This is a genomic window from Deinococcus sp. Arct2-2 (assembly GCF_004801315.1).
GTDB lineage: Bacteria > Deinococcota > Deinococci > Deinococcales > Deinococcaceae > Deinococcus.
Map to the genome: position 1 here is coordinate 16,167 of NZ_SSNW01000046.1, position 19,870 is coordinate 36,036.

General features: G+C 62.3%; 19 protein-coding genes. 10 read left to right on the plus strand and 9 right to left on the minus strand.

The window, feature by feature from the left end; all coding sequences use genetic code 11:
• Positions 1-6: 6 nt before the first annotated feature.
• From E7T06_RS16670 to E7T06_RS16685, 5 genes are all read right to left on the minus strand, one after another.
• Positions 7-1,116 carry a PAS domain-containing protein gene (locus tag E7T06_RS16670; RefSeq protein ID WP_136366899.1) on the minus strand — a complete coding sequence of 370 codons (1,110 nt, stop codon included), beginning with the start codon at positions 1,114-1,116 and terminating at the stop codon, positions 7-9.
• A gap of 162 nt (positions 1,117-1,278) precedes the next feature.
• Positions 1,279-2,271, minus strand: a complete 993-nt coding sequence (locus tag E7T06_RS16675; RefSeq protein ID WP_240741123.1) for a diguanylate cyclase — start codon at positions 2,269-2,271, stop codon at positions 1,279-1,281.
• A 248-nt stretch (positions 2,272-2,519) separates the two neighbouring features.
• Entirely contained in the window at positions 2,520-2,660 is a 141-nt protein-coding gene (locus E7T06_RS21315) for a hypothetical protein (RefSeq protein WP_168733602.1), read from the minus strand.
• A gap of 27 nt (positions 2,661-2,687) precedes the next feature.
• Positions 2,688-2,906, minus strand: a complete 219-nt coding sequence (locus E7T06_RS16680; RefSeq protein WP_136366900.1) for a hypothetical protein — start codon at positions 2,904-2,906, stop codon at positions 2,688-2,690.
• A gap of 317 nt (positions 2,907-3,223) precedes the next feature.
• Positions 3,224-4,270 carry an Atu2307/SP_0267 family LLM class monooxygenase gene (locus tag E7T06_RS16685; protein ID WP_136366901.1) on the minus strand — a complete coding sequence of 349 codons (1,047 nt, stop codon included), beginning with the start codon at positions 4,268-4,270 and terminating at the stop codon, positions 3,224-3,226.
• 92 nt (positions 4,271-4,362) lie between these two features.
• Here E7T06_RS16685 and E7T06_RS16690 point away from each other — a divergent pair, with 92 nt between their 5' ends.
• A complete protein-coding gene (locus E7T06_RS16690; protein ID WP_136366902.1) occupies positions 4,363-4,818 on the plus strand; it encodes a MarR family winged helix-turn-helix transcriptional regulator in 456 nt (151 codons plus the stop codon).
• A 138-nt stretch (positions 4,819-4,956) separates the two neighbouring features.
• On the plus strand, positions 4,957-6,072 hold the full coding sequence (locus E7T06_RS16695) for an NAD(P)-binding domain-containing protein (RefSeq protein ID WP_136366903.1): 1,116 nt from the start codon (positions 4,957-4,959) through the stop codon (positions 6,070-6,072).
• Between the two features lie 60 nt (positions 6,073-6,132).
• On the opposite strand, the gene E7T06_RS22220 is transcribed toward E7T06_RS16695, so the two are convergent.
• From E7T06_RS22220 to E7T06_RS16715, 4 genes are all read right to left on the minus strand, one after another.
• Positions 6,133-6,639, minus strand: coding sequence for a response regulator transcription factor (locus E7T06_RS22220; protein WP_346763218.1), 507 nt, complete (start codon positions 6,637-6,639; stop codon positions 6,133-6,135).
• Between the two features lie 201 nt (positions 6,640-6,840).
• Positions 6,841-7,749 (minus strand): NmrA family NAD(P)-binding protein, encoded by a 909-nt coding sequence (locus E7T06_RS16705; RefSeq protein ID WP_136366904.1) that lies wholly within the window; start codon positions 7,747-7,749, stop codon positions 6,841-6,843.
• 503 nt (positions 7,750-8,252) lie between these two features.
• Positions 8,253-8,726 carry a cupin domain-containing protein gene (locus E7T06_RS16710; protein WP_136366905.1) on the minus strand — a complete coding sequence of 158 codons (474 nt, stop codon included), beginning with the start codon at positions 8,724-8,726 and terminating at the stop codon, positions 8,253-8,255.
• 58 nt (positions 8,727-8,784) lie between these two features.
• Positions 8,785-9,699, minus strand: coding sequence for an NmrA family NAD(P)-binding protein (locus tag E7T06_RS16715; RefSeq protein WP_136366906.1), 915 nt, complete (start codon positions 9,697-9,699; stop codon positions 8,785-8,787).
• A 247-nt stretch (positions 9,700-9,946) separates the two neighbouring features.
• Between E7T06_RS16715 and E7T06_RS16720 the strand changes: the two genes are divergently transcribed.
• The 8 genes from E7T06_RS16720 (at position 9,947) to E7T06_RS16755 (ending at position 19,870) form a co-directional block, all read left to right on the plus strand.
• The gene (locus E7T06_RS16720) at positions 9,947-10,333 is read left to right on the plus strand and encodes a MarR family transcriptional regulator (RefSeq protein ID WP_136366907.1); all 387 of its coding nucleotides are present in this window, start codon (positions 9,947-9,949) and stop codon (positions 10,331-10,333) included.
• 401 nt (positions 10,334-10,734) lie between these two features.
• Positions 10,735-11,859, plus strand: coding sequence for an N-acetylglucosamine-6-phosphate deacetylase (gene nagA, locus E7T06_RS16725; protein WP_136366908.1), 1,125 nt, complete (start codon positions 10,735-10,737; stop codon positions 11,857-11,859).
• A gap of 106 nt (positions 11,860-11,965) precedes the next feature.
• Positions 11,966-12,745: a DeoR/GlpR family DNA-binding transcription regulator gene (locus tag E7T06_RS16730; RefSeq protein ID WP_136366909.1), complete on the plus strand. Its 780-nt coding sequence runs from the start codon at positions 11,966-11,968 to the stop codon at positions 12,743-12,745.
• Positions 12,742-14,211: an endo alpha-1,4 polygalactosaminidase gene (locus tag E7T06_RS16735; protein WP_136366910.1), complete on the plus strand. Its 1,470-nt coding sequence runs from the start codon at positions 12,742-12,744 to the stop codon at positions 14,209-14,211. The genes E7T06_RS16730 and E7T06_RS16735 overlap by 4 nt, the downstream gene beginning before the upstream one ends.
• Complete coding sequence (locus E7T06_RS16740; protein WP_136366911.1) at positions 14,208-16,670, plus strand: hypothetical protein; 2,463 nt, start codon at positions 14,208-14,210, stop codon at positions 16,668-16,670. The genes E7T06_RS16735 and E7T06_RS16740 overlap by 4 nt, the downstream gene beginning before the upstream one ends.
• An 87-nt stretch (positions 16,671-16,757) precedes the next feature.
• Complete coding sequence (locus tag E7T06_RS16745; RefSeq protein ID WP_168733603.1) at positions 16,758-17,693, plus strand: sugar ABC transporter permease; 936 nt, start codon at positions 16,758-16,760, stop codon at positions 17,691-17,693.
• Complete coding sequence (locus E7T06_RS16750) at positions 17,680-18,567, plus strand: carbohydrate ABC transporter permease (RefSeq protein ID WP_136366913.1); 888 nt, start codon at positions 17,680-17,682, stop codon at positions 18,565-18,567. The genes E7T06_RS16745 and E7T06_RS16750 overlap by 14 nt, the downstream gene beginning before the upstream one ends.
• A 58-nt stretch (positions 18,568-18,625) precedes the next feature.
• Complete coding sequence (locus E7T06_RS16755) at positions 18,626-19,870, plus strand: sugar ABC transporter substrate-binding protein (RefSeq protein WP_136366914.1); 1,245 nt, start codon at positions 18,626-18,628, stop codon at positions 19,868-19,870.

A 19,870-nucleotide genomic window follows, 5' to 3' on the forward strand; every position in this document is an offset into this window, starting at 1 on the left:
GCATTCCTACTGACCGAGCATGATCGGAACCATCGACACCGTTGTGTCGGCCACCTTTCCCGATCGCAGACGAAACTGCACCTCATGGTTGTAGAGCTTCCCCTGCTCCCGCAGTGTTCGCCAGATCTCCGCCTGCTGCACCGGATCGACCCAGAAGTCTAACTCGGGCCCCGTAGATCCGATGATGTCTTCGCGACTGTACCCGCTCTGGCGGAGAAATTCAGGATTGGCGTCGAGGTAGCACTCGTCGCTGAGTCTGGTGATCACGATCCCGATCGGCGCGGCCTCAAAGACCCTGCTGAAGCGTTCCTCGCTGGCCAGCTGCTGTGCCTGAGCGTGATGTTGCTGGGTCACGTCACGCACAAACAGCGAGACGCCGTCCTTGGCCGGGTAGGCGGTGGCCTCCAGCCAGCGTTCCACGGTGGGGGCGTAACTCAGTTCACGCTGGACGAGGCCGGTGGCTCCGGCCCGTTGAAGGGCCTGGCCGATGGGCGAGTGGAGGTCGAGCGAGAACAACTCGGGGAGATGCTGCCCCCTGAGCTCGCTCGGCTGCTTGTTGACGATCGCCGCCGCCGCCGCGTTGACGTACCGGATGTTCCAGTCCAGATCGAACGAAACGACGCCGTCAGTGACCCGCTCCAGCGTCGAGGAGAGGGTCTGCTGAAGCTGCGCCTGCTCGTGCAGGGCCTGCTCCCGTTCAGTGACGTCCTTCTGGAAGCCGGCATAGTGCGTGAGGATCCCAGACGCGTCAAAAATCGGCGAGAGGGTCAACTCGTTGTAGAAGAGACTGCCGTCCTGGCGGTAATTGCGCAGGGTGACGGTGACATTCTTCTGCAGCGCGATGGCCTGTCTGATCTCTTCTCTGCCGGCCTGGTCGCGGTCGTGCCCTTGCAGGAAGCGGCAGTTGCGCCCGAGGATCTCCTGAGCCTGGTAGCCACTGAGCTGCTCGAAGGCCGGATTGACATAGATGATTGGACAGTCGGGCTGGCGGGCGTCACTGATCACCACGCCGACGCTGCAGGAGGCCAGCGTTTGGGTCAGGAGGTGAAGATCAGCAGCGTGAGTTGATTGTGTATCCACGAACTCCTCCTGTTTGATTGTGCTGATTGGGTTCATGGGTCGAAGACGCAGAAGGCCAGCGCCTCCAGAGAGTCGACTGCCCCTCTGGAGCAGTTCGGTCCGGGCTTCGTGCAGCGACGTGACGCCGCCTGAGGCGCCGAGAGGCGGGGTCGTGTGCGGCCAGCAATGCCGCGTTGACTGGAAGACGCGCGACGATGATCAGCCCGTCACGAGCGTGTTCTTTCCCTGGTGTTTGGCGGCGTACATGCAGTGGTCCGCGCGTTCGAGTAACGCGGCTGTACTCTCGCCGGCGACGTGCTGAACCAAACCGAGACTGGCGTGCATCGTCACGGTATCAGCGTCCAGCACGAATGGGGACTGAAACGCAGCCAGAATGCGGGGCCCCAGCAGCTCAAGAACGTCTCGGGACTCCGTCTGCCTTAGCAGCAGCACGAACTCGTCTCCAGCCAGCCGCGCGACCAGATCACTGCCCCGAACAACTCCCGTCAGGCGTGCGGCCACCTGCACCAGCAGCTCATCCCCAGCCTGGTGCCCGTAGCGGTCGTTGATCGATTTGAAGCCGTCCAGATCCACGAACCCCAGCGCGACATGCCCTTGACGGTCGATCCGTGCAAGCTCGCGTTCCAGCTCGAGCATAAACTGCGCCCGGTTGGGTAAGCCAGTGAGGACATCGGTGAAGGCGCGGTGTTCCATCTGCTGTTGAAGATCGATACGTTCGGTCACGTCAGTCTGAACACCGATGAAATGCGTCAGTGTTCCCTCAGCATTGTGGATCGGCCCAATGTTGAGGGCATTCCAGAAAGGCGTTCCACCTTTCTTGTAATTCAGGACCACAAGGTCGATGGCTGCCCCGGCGTCGAAGGCAGTCCGCATTTGGTGGATGGCCTCGGGATCCGTGCCCTCACCCTGCAGGAAGCGGCAGTTGTGGCCGACGATTTCGCTGAGGGTGTACCCGGTCAGCCGTTCGAATGCTGGATTGCAGTACACGATGGGCCGTCCCTCGATATTGGCACTGACGACGATTCCATTGGTGGCGTTGGTCAGTGCGGCGACGAGCATCAACAACCATTCAGGCTGATCACTCGGCAGCAGATGTGCAGTGAAAACAAAAGGCGCCTGTGCGTCTGTTTTGGGGGCTTGGAGATCGGTTAGACGAACAAACTCGCCCTCAGATGACGGCATGTTTGGCATGCTTAAGACTAGGTTAAGGGGGTTGACACAAACATCACAGTCGTGGTAATCCGTGGCGCCTTAACGTGGTTCGCGGCTGCCTGAGGGCAGAAGTGGCTCAATCGTCTGGCTACCCCTGTTGCAAGGAGGGCACCAAAAACGGGGGCAACACCGTTTCACGGTGATTGAACGAAACGATAGGGCGTTTTGAATTCGCCTTGTCGGAGTTCACCAAAATCCGGGGGCTAGAGATCCAGTAACCGGACGGCTCACTGATAGGCGGCGTCCACAGCGTCCAACGATAGGTGCTGGTAGGTTTCCAGGCTCTTCTTGCTGGCGTGTCCACTGAAAAGTTGGATCTGTGCGTCTGACAACTTCTGGTCATTCAGGAAGATCGTCAGAGGTGGCACGGTTAGCGTGTAGGGCTGTTCTGGCCCTCACGCGACAAAGCTCATGTGGGTTTTGACCTGCAGGGGCACCACGTCTGCTGGCCGGTAGAGGCCGCAGAGGTGTTCGCGGTCGCCCGTTCGAAGCTTGAACAGGGCAGCGACGGTTTGACCGTCCGCAGGTTGCAAGCCTTCCAGTTTCAAGGCTTCAATGGTGGCGAGGTCGAGTGGATGGGTTTGGTGGGAGGTGGGGATGTTCTCTTTGGGCATGAAGGCACTCTTCCGCTTGCTCAAGCGTGGGCTCAGGCAGGCACACAGTATCCCTCAGTGGGCAGGGGGCCGAACGGAGGCGGGGGAGAGTGGGGGGGCGGCACCTCAAACACCCGGTATCTATGCCTGAAAACGGCACCAGGCCAGCCGCTGCCACCACCATCTGGGTTCCGAACCGCGGCTTGAACTTTCACTGCTCTCCGCAAAAGCCTTTCTTGTTGCACTGCTGGCTGCGGTAAGTCAACCCATGGCTGAGTAGGGCTTGGTGCTGTGTATCCAGGGCAGCGAATCAGCCACAGCATTGGCACCCCATTAGCTCAGCGCCAGAGCTGTGCCAACCGCTCGCGCACGTGGGGGGCCACTTCGCCTCCCAGCAGGCCGATGGCCCGCAGCATGCGGTCATGGGCCACTGCCACATTCGTCATCTGAAACGTCAGGCGCGACACCCCTCCCAGCACCTCATGTACATGTACGGCCTTGTCGACCACCTCCTGCACGCTCCCGATCAAGTACGCCCCAGACGGGCCACACTCCGCCTCAAACCGGGCACGTGAAGCCGGGGGCCAGCCGCGCTCACGGCCGATGGTGTCGACCATGCGGGCGTAGCCTGGATAGAACGCGTCGCGCGCTGCTTGGGAGGTTTCCGCGACGAAGCCGAAGGCGTGCACGCTCACCCGCAGTATTTCTGGTGCGTGCCCCGCCGCCTCGCCTGCACGGCGGTATAAGTCCACCAGCGGCCGGAACCGCCGGAAGTCCCCTCCAATGATGGCCACCATCAGCGGCAGTCCCAGGGTTCCCGCACGCACGAACGACGCGGGTGTGCCGCCGACGCCGACCCAGATAGGCAGCCGCTCCTGGTGCGGGCGCGGGTACACGCCTTGTCCGGTGAGCGGCGCGCGAAATTGTCCCTGCCACTGGACGTGGGTCTCGTCACGCAGTTTGAGCAAAAGGTCGAGCTTTTCGACGAACAGCGCGTCGTAGTCTTCCAAGTGCAAGCCGAAGAGTGGGTAGGCTTCCACGAAAGAACCGCGCCCGACCACGATTTCCGCACGGCCACGGGACAAGAGGTCGAGGGTGGCGTACTGCTGGAACACCCGGACAGGATCGTCGGCGCTGAGAACGGTCACGGCACTGTTGAGGCGAATGCGTTTGGTGCGGGCGGCGGCGGCGGCGAGGATCATGGCGGGCGCGGCATCGAGATATTCGCGGCGGTGATGTTCGCCGACGCCAAAGGAGTCGAGGCCAACCTCGTCGGCGCGTTCGATTTCTTCGATGAGGTGGTTGAGGCGGTCGGCACCGGAGAGCGTGACTCCGGTGTCCGGATCGGTGATGGTGGCGGCGAAGCTGTCGATGCCGATCTGCATATGGAACTCCTTCACGAGGGGGGAGAGAAGGGCCAGGAACACAGGCTGTCCCTGAACTTGACGCGGATTCACTTTAGCACTAAAGTGAACGTATGGCGCAAGTTCCCCCTGCCCCGAATGCTCGGCGTGCCAGCACTGGCCGCCCCGCCGTGCTCGCCTGGTTGCGGATGTTGCATGTGACTCAGCGCATCAGCAAAGCTTGGAATGAGCTCCTCAAAGAGCATCAGCTCAGCCCAGCGCAATTCAACGTGATTGCCACCATTGGCGGCCAGCCCGGCCTGACCCAGCGTGACCTCAGCGAGAAGCTGTTGGTGACCCAAGGCAACACCAGCCAGCTGATGCTGAATTTGGGTCAGCGCCAGCTCATCGAGCGGCGTCCTGTCGGGAGAGAAAAGCTGCTGCACCTGACCCCCACGGGCCAGGCCCTGTTTGACGCGCTGGTACCTGCGCATGAGGACTGGTTGGTCGAGCAGTTCGGAATCTTGACGGCCGAAGAGCAGGCTCAGCTGGCCCTAGTGCTACGGCGGCTGGAGCGTGCACAGCGCTGATGGTGCGGTGCATTCAGGGAGACCTTGTCTGGTGAGCCACCGCCCTCAGTGGACTGAAAAAAGTTGAACCTCAAGATCCCTCCCGATACAGGGGTGCGCCCCAACCTTCGCCCGACAGAGAGGAACCTGGAGACCTGCATGACGCCCACCCCACCGCCTCCTCTTCTCTCTCCGCCTGGGGTCTCCCTCAAGACGCATGTCGTCGTCGTCGGTGCCGGTCAAGCGGGGCTGTCTGCGGCCTATCACCTCCAGCAGCTCGGTTTAGTTCCGCATCAACACTACGTGGTGCTCGATGCCGCCGCCGCGCCCGGCGGGGCGTGGCAGTTCCGTTGGCCTACCTTGACGCTCAGCACCGTCAACCGCATTCATGACCTGCCCGGATTGCCGTTTGCACAGACGGTCGGTTCGCACGAGCCGCAGGTACGGGCGAGCCTTGCTGTTCCACGTTACTTCGCAGCGTATGAAGAGACCTTTCATCTGCCGGTCGTCCGGCCGGTGCGGGTCAGCTTGGTCACTGAACATGGCCAGCGTCTGAAGATCGGGACAGACCGGGGAGACTTCTCGGCCCGGGGACTGATCAACGCTACCGGCACTTGGGAGACCCCGTTCATTCCGATGTACCCCGGTGCAGACCGCTTTCGCGGGCGGCAACTGCACACCCGGGACTACACAGGCGCGCAGGCATTTGCCGGGCAGCATGTGCTGATTGTCGGGGGCGGCATTTCCGCCGTCCAGTTGCTGGATGAGATTTCGCAGGTCACCACCACGACCTGGGTGACGCGGCGGCCACCCGAGTTCCGCGAGGGCCAGTTCACCGAGGAGGCGGGGCGCGCGGCGGTCGCGCTCGTGGAGGAGCGGGTGCGCCTCGGCTTGCCGCCGCAGTCCGTGGTAGCCGTGACGGGTGTGGTGCTGACGCCAGCAGTGGAGGCCATGCGGGCCAGAGGGGTGCTCACGCGGCTGCCCATGTTCAGCGAGATCACCGAGGACGGAGTGCGCTGGGCCGACGGTACCGAGCAGCACGCCGACGTGATCTTGTGGTGCACGGGCTTTCGAAGCTCACTCGATCACCTGGCACCCTTAATGCTGCAAGGCAGCGAGGGCGGCATCCGGATGACCGGACGGCTCGCGACGCAAGTGGCCAAAGATCCGCGCGTGCATCTGGTGGGCTATGGCCCGTCGGCGTCGACGATTGGCGCCAACCGGGCAGGCCGCAGCGCCGCGGCGGAATTGATGACATTTCTTGGGCTGCCTTGACTGTCCTACCTAGACTGCACAAACGTTCCAGAGAGAGCAGGGGGCCTTGCTGTAGAGCTTTTAGTGTCTCAGCAGGCCGCGCTCAAGCGCCGCCATGACAGCGGCAGTGCGGCCCTTGACCCCAAGCTTGTCGAAGACCCGAACCAGATGGGCTTTGACCGTCGGCTCACCAATGAGGAGCTTGGAAGCGACCTTTTTGTTGCTCAGCCCATCTGCCACCAGAGAGAGGACTTGAAGTTCTCTGGCGGTCAGGAGGTCGGCAGGCTGATCCATCGAGCGGTGCATGAGCTTTTCGGCAACACTGGAGGCCAGCCGACGTTCTCCGCGCGCGACCGCTCGAACGGCGGCGAACAATTCGTTGTGGGGCGTGTCTTTGAGGAGGTGGCCGACAGCGCCCGCTTCAATGGCCTTTAAAATATCCATGTCACTGTCGTACACCGTCAAGACGAGTACGCGGCTCCCGGGAACCGTCAGTGTCAGTTGGGCTGTGGCCGCTGCACCGTCCAGTTCTGGCATCCGCAGATCCATCAACACCACATGTGGATTGGTCTGCTGAGCCAGCGAAATAGCTTCAGCGCCAGTGGCTGCCTGACCGACCGTTGCCTGTCAACTCGCCTTCCAGTACATGGCGAGAACCTGAGGGATGGTCTTCGGCAGCGGCGGCGTCAACAGTACGCTCGACAAACCCGACGTCACCCTGTGTCTGCGCACGGCCCAGCTGGAAATCAGAGTTTGGTCGCGGAGCCTCTGCGCTCAGAGTGCCGAGGCTCAGCTGGGCCGGTGCTTGCTCAGTTGCTCGCGTACCGATGTCCAGCGCAAGTCCCGGTAGCGGTCGTTATCGAGCGGGGTAAGTTTGCCTTTCCCGGTGAACATGTCGCGCATGTACTGCATCCCCTGCCAGGCTGGAAAGGGATCGCCCGGCTGCGGCGCGGCGCGCTTGGCCACCCTGATCATCAGGCCAAGCATTCCTTTTCCACCCACATACAGCGGCCGGTACAGTTCCCCGGTCACCTCGCTCATCACCCCGGCGAGTTCGCGGGCGCTGATTGTTTCCCCAGCGATGCGCAGAAAGCGCGGCGTGCTGCCGTCCAGGGCAGCGGCGGCCACATAGGCGGCCACGTCGTCCTTGGTGGTGAAGTCCATCGGCTGGTCGGCACTGATCCAGTACAGCACCCGGCGAATCTTTGGCTGGATGATAGGCATCTCGGCTCCCAGCACGTCCATAAACGCGCCGTTGAGGATAGACGTGATCTGGATGGAGGCGCGGTCAGCCCGGCCCATAAATTCGCGGCGCAGGTCGAGGTTGCGGTTGTCGCCCGGCGCCGTGTGGGTGAAGTCCTCGGAGTAATCCGACGGGATAAAGCGCGGCACTCCCGCGCTCACGGCGGCGTCAAGGAGAAGGCTCTGGCGGTCTAGGATCACGTCATGCAGGCCGTTGAGCGCCGAGACGACACAGGAGGCGCCAGCCATGGCGGCGGCAAGTGAAGCAACGTCTTCCGGATCCGTTTCCGCCAGGCTCACGCCGAGTGCGGTGAGGTGGATCCGCTCAGGAGCGGACAGGTTCGGGCGGATTAGGGCACGGACTGCGGCGCCGCGGGACACCAGGGCCCTGGCGATGCGGGTGCCCAGGTCGCCAGAGGCGCCCGCGAGCACAATGATGGGTTGGGGGGAAATCATAGAAAAGTCCCCTGTGCCAGAGACAGGGCCCTGGTGGGTGGTGAGCGAAATGTGCTGTCAAGAGGTTAAAGGCCCATGAACAGGGAGTGAGGTTCCGGTGTCGGTCTGATGTGAGTTTGTCTTCCCTGAGCAGGTCGGAGAAACACCCTCTTCACTCCTTGAAATTCAGTGGTCTCAGCCCATTGACTGGTGGACGCTCGAAAAGCGTGGGTGGCCTGATGGTGCCCTTCGAGTGTGCCGGTGATGTGCCAGAACCTGCTGGCGAAGAGGAGGCGCACGCGGAGACAGGGCAAGTCTTCCTACTGGCCGGCGCAGTGACCGGGACGCACCGTCTCCTGTCAGGCCGCGTTGACCTGATCCGTTCCACTATGCGGCCGAAGACGCGCCCGACGAGCAGTTGGGACCCGGCTGTCAACCTGTCCACCGGACAGGGCCCACGCTCAAGGTCAGTGCTCCTCGGGACGCAAAGGGTTGGGGCCGGGCACGATGTCCATGCCGTAGCGTCAGAGTTGCTCGGGCGTCATCAGGGGATTGAGCGTGGCGTTCTTGGGCGGCAGGATCCGTGCGGGTGCGGGCATCGCCATCTCAATGACGGCGGCCTCCAGGCTGGCCGGGGTGTAGCCGTTGAGGAAGCGGGCCGTCTCGCTGTCGACACGGAACGCATGGCGGGTGCCGCGCGGCACCATCAGAAAGTCGCCCGTACGCGCGACCTTGGTTTCGTCGCCCACCAGAAACGTGATCTGGCCATCCAGGATGTAATAGGTTTCATCCGACCAGGTGTGCTTGTGCGGCCCGGGTCCTGAACCCTGAGACAACCATTCTTCCATCAGCGAGAATCGCCCCCCCGTGTCCTGAGCGCCGGGCAGCACAATCCACAGGATGTCAAGCCACCGGTAGGCGGGCGCCGTATTGCTGCCGTGGTTGAACCCTTCAGCGCCGGGCAGCGGCGAGAGAGCGGCGGGCGTGTCGTTCGTCATAGCAGACTCCTCGGTCCTTTCAGTCAAGTGGATCTCCGGTCTGCTCCGCTTCGCAGATTCAGGCGGTTCGGCGCTGGGGCAGGGCGCGGGCAGCAAACTGAGTGAAATTCTCCAGCGGCACGTCCGGGTACCGCCCGTTCTGAAGGTGACTGAGATTGGTCTGACCGATCAGCATGTAGAGCTGGTAAGCCAGCAGCACTGCAGCGAACGGATGAGAGGTCTCTTGGAGTGCCTGCGAGTGTGCAGCGCGCAGTTCCGCTTCTGTGCCCATCACGAGGTGCTTGAATGTTCGTCCGGTCTGGGCTTCTATCACTTTGGTCGCGTCAAGGATCGAGAGGCGGTCACCCGCGAAGGCGAACTTACCCTCCTGCACGCCCGGATCCAGGGCAATCCGGGCCACCATCCGCGCCGTGTCTTCCAAGCTGGTGGTGTCGATCATCTGGGTACCGTCGCCCCAGTAGGTCACGGTGCCAGTGTCATCATCGAACGTCCCTGCACCAGGCGCAAACATTTCCATGAAGGCACCCTGGAGCACGTTGATCTGCTGAATCCCGGTGGCGGCAATCTGCTCATCCGCAGTGCGGCGCAGGTCGAACATCAGGTGCTCGCCGGGCGTCGCCTGAAAGAGGTCGAGGCCGTAGTCGGACGGCAGGATACGGCGCGCGCCGTTGCGTGCACCGCTCTGGGCCAACGCCACCTGACCATCAACGATCACGTCTGGCCCGCCTTGGACGGCGGAGATGATCACGTCCGCGCCCTGCGTGGCCCGGTCGAGGGAAGGTGGATCGGAGAGGTCGCCTTGAACCACTTCAGCGCCCCGTTCGATCAGCGGCTTGAGAAGCGCCTGCTGGTTGGGACGCTCGGCAGATCGCACCAGCAACCGGAGATGGATTTCCGGCTCAAGGAGCAGGTGGTGGGCAATGCGGCCACCGAGCATGCCGGTGGCTCCGGCCAAAAGAACGTTCTGGGTCATGGTCGATCTCCTGCAGGCGGTAAGGCGGGCACGGCTGGGTCTGCGCCGCAACAGTGCGACAATTCAGGCATGACCCGTTCACGCCCGGTTCAGGGCTCACCGCTGAGGCTCCCTGAACCGCTTGATATAATCACAAATGTGATGATCTCAATTGTGATAAAACGTGCCCAGGGCTAAGCCTCGCCCTGACCTTGTGCTGGAGTCATCGGCCTTCCCCCCAGAATTTTTGGAGCATCTGGGGTTTCTGATGAACAAAGTGGCCGAACAGCTCAACCGGCAGGTGGAAGGGGTAATTGCGCCGCACCAGCTGACGGTGGCGCAGTACGGCCTGCTGCTGCTGCTTCAAACCCGTGGCCCTCAGGCACAGATTGTGCTGAGTCAACAGGTGGGACTCGACCGAACAGCCGTCATGCGAACAGTTGATCTGCTCGAAAGCCGCGGCCTTGTTCGGCGGGATGCCGACGCGATCGACCGCCGAAAAAACAGCGTGGCGCTGACCGACGCCGGAACCGAGTTGCTGACCCAGACGCTGCCAGATGTTCGTCAGGCTGAGCAAGCAGTCACGGCCCGGCTGTCCAGTCACGAACAGGGCCTGTTGATGGCCTTGCTCCGCCGCCTGCTCAGCTCCCCGTAACGGCTGCACGATGCTTCAGCTTGGGGAGCGTACCGGTCTACGCTCAGCCACATCTTCCACAGGTGCGGCGTGACACTGGGGAGAGTGCGCTCCAGCGCCTCACTTGCTGGTTGTTCCGCCAGCGGGGGTTCAGCGCCGGCAGAGAAAGATGCGCCGCCAGCAGGTCTTCAGGTGTCTCGTCATCCCACCATCACGTGTGGCTAGACGCTCCTGAATATCAACACAGGATCAGGCTTTCAGCGTTTTTACCGCTGTCCCGGCCCAGGTTCAGCCAAGCTCGCCGGCGCTCAGTTCAGGTGGGCCAACTCGAATGGGTGCTCTCTCCAGTTGCCCTCAAGGAAAGACTCTGTCCGAATTCAATCAAAAGCGGTCATAGAACATACCGTTTGTTATCGTGTGGCATGACTGTCGTTGAAGGCCAGATCTGGACGCCATTGGGTTGGCAGGCAGGACGCCTGACGTTTGAAGCTACCATTACTGCATTTGAAGCCCTGCCCCAAGCTCCTGACGAGTGGATCGCGCCAGGATTTATCGATGTTCATGTGCACGGGGGAGGCGGGGCCGATGTGATGGACGGTCCAGATGGCATCCGGCAGATGGCGCGGTTTCATGCCGGCCACGGCACCACGGCGCTGCTTGCCACGACGATCACGAGGCCTTGGGAAGACGTCTTGCAAGCGTTACGTGCTGTCCGCGACGTGAGCCGGGATCAGCGGAGTGGAGAGGCGCAGGTGCTTGGCGCTCACCTGGAGGGGCCGTTCATCAACCCCGGCAAATTGGGAGCGCAACCCCCCTTCGCCTTGAATCCTTCAGCAGCGCGGCTGCAGCAAGTGTTGGAGAGCGGCGCACTGCGGGTCGTCACGCTCGCCCCGGAACTGCCGGGGGCTTTGGCTGCGTCCGCCGTGCTGGCGCGCTCAGGCGTCAGGGTCAGTTTCGGGCACACGCTGGCCACTGCAGCAGAAGCCGCGGAGGTGATCAGCGCCGTACAGGCTGCCGGGGGAACGGTGGCTGGAACGCACTTCTTCAACGCGATGACCGGATTCTCGGGCAGAGAGCCGGGCGTGGTGGGCGCGCTATTGGCCCGCCCAGATACCTTTGCAGAAGTCATTTTAGACACCCACCATGTCCACCTTGAAAGTTTTAGGGCGTTGATGCAGGCCAAACCGCACCGAACCCTCCTGATTACCGACGCCATGCGGGCGGCGGGGATGCCGGACGGCCGCTATGAGCTGGGCGGACAGCCTGTACTGGTGCAGGCGGGTCAGGCCAGACTCCCCAGCGGCAGCTTGGCGGGCAGCCTGCTTACGATGGATCAGGCTGTGCGTCAAGCCGTTCGGGCGGGGCTGTCTCTTCACCAGGCAGTGAGCCTGGCCAGCGTGGTTCCCGCCCAGTATCTCAATCTCACTGACCGGGGAGACGTTCAGCCTGGCCAGCGTGCAGATCTGGTGATTTTAGGCCAGCAGGGTGAACTCCACCACGTCTATCTGGCTGGCAGGCTAAATCTCAGATCTCATACGATCACTTAAATGGTTGCTTTTGATCGTTATATTTGCTAAGGTTGATGTGTTCCGCACCACAACCTGCCCAAATGCCATGTCCCTATTCCAAAACGCCGTCAGGCGGAGGTGAGCCGTGCAGTCCGACCGCATCAGCAAGATTCAGCAGCATCTCTACAGCAACGGGCTGTCCAACGTGCAGGAACTGGCCGAAGCCACCGGCGCGTCAATCGTGACCATTCGGCGCGATTTGCAGCGGCTCGAGGAGGTCGGCACCATCACGCGCACCCACGGGGGCGCGAAACTGGCCGATACGGCTGGCCCAGAAATTGCCTTTCAGTCGCGTGTTCAGGAGGCCCTGGATGCCAAGCGGGCCATCGCACAGGTGGCGTACGGCCTGCTCCGCCCACACACCACGGTTTTTTTCGATGCGGGCACGACCGTGCTTCAACTTGCCCGCCGCCTGAAGCTTGACCCCTTTCCCCTGACCGTGTTCACCAACGGTCTCGCCGTGGCGCAGGAACTGGTCAATGTCGACGGCCTGAACGTCAACCTGCTGGGCGGGCAGCTCCGGAACGAGAACCTCTCGATGGTCGGCCCTTACGCCGAGCAGATGCTGGGAGAACTGTGGCTGGATCAGCTGTATCTGGGCACCAGTGCGGTGCGCGACGACGGGCGCATGTACACCCTCAGTCAGGCGGAGGCCAGCCTCAACCGCGTCATGATTGGCCGAACCGCACAGCCGATCGTGCTGGCCGATTCCAGCAAGTTCGGTCATAGCGCCCCGTACGCGGTCGCGCCAGTCACGGCCGCGCACACCCTGATTACCGACAGTCATCTTGACGCCGCGTGGAAGTCGCGGTTGGTCGAGTTCAATGTGGCCGCCACCATCGTGCCACTCGGGAGACCCTCATGAAGCGTGCTCTACCTTTGCTGGCCCTCACTGTGCTCACCGCCTCGCTCGCCTCCGCCCAGACGTCCAGCGGCCTTGTCCTGACCAGTAGCGTCGCGCAGGCCGTCCGCAAAACCATCACGCTCGGCGGCGACCTGAAGCAGTGGGACGGCGTGCCCCAGTATCCGGTGACCTTGAGCAATGGGGTGCCGAGCGTGCCCGTCAAGAACAGCGGCTACTACTCGCTGGCTTGGGATGAGCAAAACCTCTATGTCCTCGGCGTCTTCAATCAGCCCAAAGCCACCGTGCTGGCCAAACTCGCGCCGGAAGCTGGGGAATGGTGGAACGACGACGTTCTGGAACTGTTCGTCCGGACAAACCCCTACGCCAAAGCGCCCGCCGACCTGCATTTTGCCATCAACCCGGCGGGCACCCGTTTCAAGGCGTACACGGCCACCACCGACTACAAGAGTGCCGGGCGAATTGAGGATACGCGCTGGGTGCTGGAGCTTGCCATTCCCCTCAACAGCGCCACGTTTCCGGCCGCCAAGACAGGCGATGTGTGGGCCCTCAAGGTGGGACGCGAACACCAAAAAGCGGCCGAGTACCCCATCTGGCCAGTCGGGGGCGACTTCAATTCCCCCAACAATTACGGCTACCTGGCCTTCGTGCAGCAGGCCGGCGACCCGGCGCCCCTGGCCCAAACCATCAGCGCGGCCCTCGGCAAGTCCCCGGCAGGCGCGCCCCTGACAAGCCGAATTTCGGACGTCGGATCGTATTCCGTCTATTACGGCAAACAGGCCAGCACCGTCGCCAAGCTCAACAATTATGACCTCGCCATCGTGCAGCCTTCCACCGTCACTGACGCGCAGATTCAGGCGTTGCACGCCAACGGCACGCGTGTGGTGGCCTACCTGTCTGTCGGAGAACTGGAGAAAAACAGTCCCTATGCGGGCCGTGTGCCCGCGGCGTGGGTGCTCGGAGAAAACAAGAACTGGGGATCGAAATTTATCGACGCGGGTCAAAGCGGTTGGCAGACCATCATTCAGGAGCAGGCCGCCGCCCTCAATAAACGCGGCTTCGACGGCTTTTTCCTCGATACCCTCGACACCGCCGATCTGTACCCCAAGATCGCTCCCGGCCTGGTAAAGATCGTCGAGAATCTGCGGGCCACCTACCCAGACGCAGTGTTGGTGCAAAACCGGGGCTTTGCGCTGCTCAACGACACGGCCACCACCATTGACGCCGTGATGTTCGAAAACTTCTCCAGCGCCTACGATTTTGGCAAGAAGACCTACGGCAGCGTCAACGGTGATCCCAGCTTCGTCGAGAACCTCGCCAAGCGGGGCCTGGTCGTCTTGGCGCTCGATTACGCCCAGCCGGATCAGACGGACGTCATCACCCGCGATTACCAGCGGGCGAAGTCTTATAACTTTATTCCCTTTGTCTCGACTATCTCTCTGGATCAATTACTGGAGGTCAATCCATGAACTTCATCCGTACCAGTGGAGCAGTCCTTGCGCTCACCGCCCTGATGTGCCTATCGGCCTGTGGGTCGAACACGCCCACAGCCGACATAACAGCCTCAACCCCGACGTCGGCGGCGCAGTTGACGGCGTTGGCCGCCACCAAAGCGCCCTCCCGTCTGCGCCGGGCCGACGGTACCTCCAAAGTCTCTACCTTCGACACCTACTACGCCCTGCCCGATACCACCACCCTCGACCTCCTCAGCAAACGTGACATCAGTTTTGTGCAGCCGGGCATCACGCCGGATCAGATGAGGGCCCTTCAAAACACCGGCTACGCGGCGGTGTATCTGGCCCTCGGTGAACTGGCGGTCGACAACCTGTACATCGACGGCGGCGTGACCAAGACAGGCCGGCAGGTCAAAGCCGACCACCTCAACGACAGCCCTAAATGGTTCATAGGCACCAACGGCAACTTCGGGGCACCGATCCTGAACCTCACCACTCCGGCGGTTCGCACTTTCCTGGTCAACAACGCTGGCGCACTGCTCGACCGGGGCTTCGACGGCCTGTTTCTGGATACCATCGACGACGCGGAGTTCTTCTCGAATGCCGACGCTGCTGGGCCGACCACGGCCGTGTACATCGAGGGGGCTGTGACGTTGGACGCAGGGCGTCCCAACTATGCCGCCATGAAGCGCGCCTACATCGACACCATCAAGGCGCTGCGCTCGGCGCTCCCCAGTGCCCTGCTGATCCAAAACGGCGGCTTTGACCTGCTGCTCGACCGCGAGAATGCCACTGACGGCAGCCAAGGCTATGTGGACGGCGTGATGCATGAAGTGGCCGTCACCAAACCCAACAAGCCCAGCCCCACCGCCGACGACACCGTATGGCCCTTCGCGCCGCAGAACTACGAAACGTGGGAGCAGTACTACGCCCGCAGCACGCCGGCGGACGCCACCCGCGACCGGGCCTACCGCGCCAACCGGGACAACCACGCGCTGGAATATTTCCGGGCAGGCGGAATCGTCTTTCAACAAGACTTTGGGCACCCCGACAACTACATGGTGCAGTGTGCGTCTTATTTGTACGCGAAAAATGTGCGGACGCAAGAACGCCGGGACGGCTGGCTGGCCGCGTATTCGGACGCCGGATTTCAGCGGGCCTACGACTTCGTGGAGACCAGCGCACCGGTGCGGGCCGCGCCCGGATGCAGCGCCTACGACAAGGTGACGGAGCCAGATTTCAGTACCACCTTCGGACCCTCGTCCGTCAATGTGGGGGCCGGGCGCACCGCCACCACCACGCTCAGCATCGCGTCGGTCAATGGCTACGCGGGCAAGGTGTATTTGAGTCTGGGTGACCTGCCCGCTGGAGTGACGGCGTCCCTCTCGCAGACCTCGGTCACGCCCGGCCCATCCACCAAGGTCACGTTGACCCTGACGGTGCCGTCTACCGCCGCTGCTGGCACGTACATCATTCCTGTACAGGCCCAGAGTCAGGGCGAGAGCATGCGCTACGACCTGCGCCTGACCGCATGGAAGACCACAGGCGACAGCGTGTTTGTGGCGCAGGCGGGCTTGGGCAAAGTCCTGGCCTATGACAACAGCGCCTCGCTCACCAGCACCTCGGCTCCAGCACGCAGTCTGCCCACCTACAGCGTGCAGCAAGTGTGGAATATCGCGCTGGATTCCCAAGGCACGCAGTACGTGGTGGACAATGTGGCCGCTGGAAAAGTGACCCGTTATCCTTCATACAGCCTGAATGCTGGGGCGGGAATAGCGCAACTCGGCAACCTCAGCTACCCCACCGGGGTGGCCGTAGACCCCCAGGACCGACTATGGGTGGTGCAAAGCGGCAGTATGCCCAACGGCACGGCCGTGACCACCCCCCACGTGGGCCGCTATGACGGAGGCGCCGCTACCGAGTCTGTCGGCTTCAACGTTGAGCGCACCCTCAATCTAGGCTTTCCGCAGATGGTGGCTGTGAGCGGCAGTACGCTGTGGATGAACACTAACTTTGGTCTGATCCTCAAGTACGACGTTTCTGCTGCCCCGACCCTGAGCGGCGTGTACGCTTTCCCCACCAAGTTAAATGACCTGGGCGGCGGCAGCCTGACAGTCCGGAGCGGCGTGTTGTGGCTGAGCGGCAAGAATGCCGGAACCAGCACCATTGCCAGCGTGAACATTGCGGCCCTCCCCACTCCGAATGGCCCCTACTCCGTCAACGGCGACGTCGCCGTGACGAAGTCGATCACGTCGGGCCTGTATGAGCCCGCAGGGTTGGCCTTTGACGGGACAGGCAACCTGTGGGTCGTGAACAAGACCGGCGCGGCAGGGGTCGCCGGCACGAACACCACCGATCCCGGCTCGCTCGTCCGCTTTCCAGTGGCCAGTTTAGGCACGGCCACGCCCACCCCGAATTTGAACATTGGCTTGGGCAGCCGGTATCCGGTCGGCCTCGCTGTCGGCAAACCCTGAGCTGGGGCCGCGTGCGCTTCGGCGCGGCGGCCCTGACCTGGACTCCCCCCCTCGTTCTACATCCCATGAATGTGTCAAGGAGGTGACATGCAACTTTCCCCCCCAGCCCTTTCCCGTCCTGGCCGCAAGTCCCGTAGTTCACCCATGCGCCGGCAGGAAGCGGCGCTGGCCGCGCTGCTGATCTTGCCCAGCACCCTGGGTATCGTGGTGTTTGCAGTCCTGCCCATTGCGGCGTCGTTGGGTATCTCCCTGACCGATTGGGGCGGTCTGAGCCGGCCCAATTTCGTGGGGGTGCAAAATTACGCCTCGGCGCTGCAAGACCCCCGCGCCACATCGGCCCTGTCTCATACTCTGCTGTATGTGCTATTGGCGGTGCCGACCGGTGTCGCGGTTTCGATGACGCTGGCGGTGTGGATTAACAACCTCAAGGCCGGGTGGCTCCAGACGATGTTCCGCACCATCTACTATCTGCCGATGGTCACAATTGGCGTGGCAGTGGCGCTGCTGTGGCAAGTGCTGCTCGCGCCGCAGGGTCTTGTGAACTTAATTCTGGGCTGGCTGGGTGTGCATGGCCCCAACTGGTTGGGTTCGCCCTCTTGGGTGCTCCCTGCTGTCGCCATTTTCAGCGTATGGCAGGGGTCTGGACAGGGCATCATCTTGTTTTTGGCGGCGCTCGCCAATGTGCCCAAAGACCTGTACGAGGCCGCGCAACTGGACGGAGCAACCCCGTGGCAAGCCTTTCGGTCGATTACGCTGCCGATGGTCAGCCCGACCATCTTTTTGGTGCTGGTGCTGAGCATGATCGGGGCGCTGCAAGTGTTCGAGGCCGTATTGGTGCTGTCCAATGGCGGCCCCGGCGACAGCAGTACCACGGTGGCGCTGTATATCTACAAGACGGCCTTCACTTTCTTCAAAATGGGCTACGCCTCGGCGCTCGCGTGGTTGCTGGCTGTGATTCTCATTGCGCTGATGGCCTTGCAGTGGCGTACCCAAAACAAGTGGGTGAACTATGACCAGGTCTGAAGCGGTGCGCCGCGCCGCCGGGCCAGCTGAACAGCAAGATCAGGTGCGGCGTGCCCGCGTGCAAGGCTCGCAGGTGGCTCTCTTGGCTTTCCTGACGCTGGGCGCGCTCGCCATCGTTATTCCCTTTGCGTGGATGATTCTGACTGCCTTTAAGACGCCCGCCGAGGCCTACACTTGGCCGCCGGTGTGGTTGCCTGCCAAGTGGAGCCTCGCCAATTTCGAGCAACTGTTCGCCACCATTCCGTTCGGCAAGATGTTCTTCAACTCGTTTTGGACGAGCGTGCTGGTCGCCAGCCTGAATATCTTCTCGGCAGCGCCCGCTGCTTACGCCTTTGCGCGGTTGCGCTTTCCCGGCCAGGGCCTGTGGTTTGGCTCACACCTGTTGTCCCTGATGATCCCCTGGCAAGTCACGATTATCCCGGTGTTCCTGCTGATCCGGGCGCTGGGCTGGTACGACTCCTACACGGCGCTGATCGTGCCCAGCATCGCCAGCGGCTTTACCGTCTTCCTGCTCTTTCAGTTCTTCCGGTCGCTGCCCCGCTCGCTGGAAGAAAGCGTGCTGATTGACGGCGGGTCGTGGTTCACGGCGCTGCGGCATGTGGCCCTGCCCGCCGCCAAGGGCGCGATCGCCGCAGCGTGGCTGTTCTCCTTTTTGGGCAACTGGCAGTCGTTTATCTGGCCGCTGATCGTGCTGCAGAGCAGTGACAAAATGCTGCTGCCCGTGGGCCTGCTGAGCCTGCAAAACCAGTACTCCGTGAACATCCCCGTGTTGATGGCGGGCGCGACCCTCTCGACGCTGCCCACCGTGATTGCTTACCTGTTCGTCCAGCGTTACCTCACTGACGCCGCTATTACCAGCGGCATGAAGGGCTAGTCCGTTTCGTTGAGTTCATTCGCCTCTCGCGTGTTCAATCCTTTCTGGAGGAACTGCCATGACCAAGACCCTGCTCCTGCTTGCTGCCCTGTCGCTGTCCACTGCCGCCACTGCCGCCACCACCGTCGACTACGCCACGTGGGACGGCACCCGTCAGCAGGCCGATGAAGCCCTGATCGCGGCTTACAACAAGTCGCAGTCCGAAGTCACCGTGAAGTACAACCTGGTTCCTTGGGGGGTGTACTGGCAAAAAGCCGCGGCCATGACGGCGGGCGGCAGCACCTACGACGTGATGTGGATGAACCTCGACAACTTCGCCTTCTATCAGTCGCAGGGCGCGCTCTCGCCCATCACACTGGACGCCAAGACCGCCGCGCTGCTGCCCGCCACGCGCACCACGCCTTACCGGGTGTCGGGGCAGCTCTACGGCGTGCCCCTCGGCCCGCAGCCCGTCACGGTCTACATCAACCGGGCGCTGTTCAAAGAGCGCGGCGTCCCGGTGCCCACGTCCGCCTGGACGTATGCCCAGATGCTCGACGCCGCCAAGAAGCTCACTTTTGTCAAGGACGGCAAACAGATCTACGGCATCAACGGCGCAGACTTGCAGGCGGATCTCGAATACGGCATGAGCTTTTACTACGGGGCGGGCGGTCAAGGCCTGATCAAGAAGACGGGCACCACCTACGCGCCCAATCTGGACGCCACCTTCCAAAAAACCTCGCAGATGCTGCTGGACCTCATTTACAAAGACAAAGTGTCGCCTGGCCCGCAGGCCGCCACGCAGCAGGGCTACCAGATGTTCTTGGCCGGCCAGATGGGCATTTTGGTGCAGGGCAGCTGGATGGTCTCGACGTGGGATCAGAACAAAGACCTCGACTGGGCTTTTGCGCCCTTTCCCAGCGTGGGCGGTTTGAAACCCCGCCCGGTGGTCAGCGCCCACGCGTTGGTCGTGCCCAAAGGCAGCAAGAATCAGGCCGCCGCCCAAAAATTCATTTCTTGGATGAACACGTCCACCCAGGCGCAGCGCATGTTGGCCCAGCGCGGCCTCTTGCCGACCCTGGCCGAGCAGTACAAGAGCCAGTACCTGTCGGCCTTGCCGGGCCGCAACGCCCAGACGGTCTTCGCGCAGCTGCCCAATTCGGTAGTCATCAACGGCAGCTTGCGGGCCTTGAAAGGTTTGCCGGAAGTGCTGACCGTGCTCAACCAGAAGCTGAACTTGGCCTGGACAGGCAACGCCAAACTCCAAGACGCCATTTCGCAGGCGAGCACCGAGATGACCACGCTCCTGAAGCAGAGCAAATAA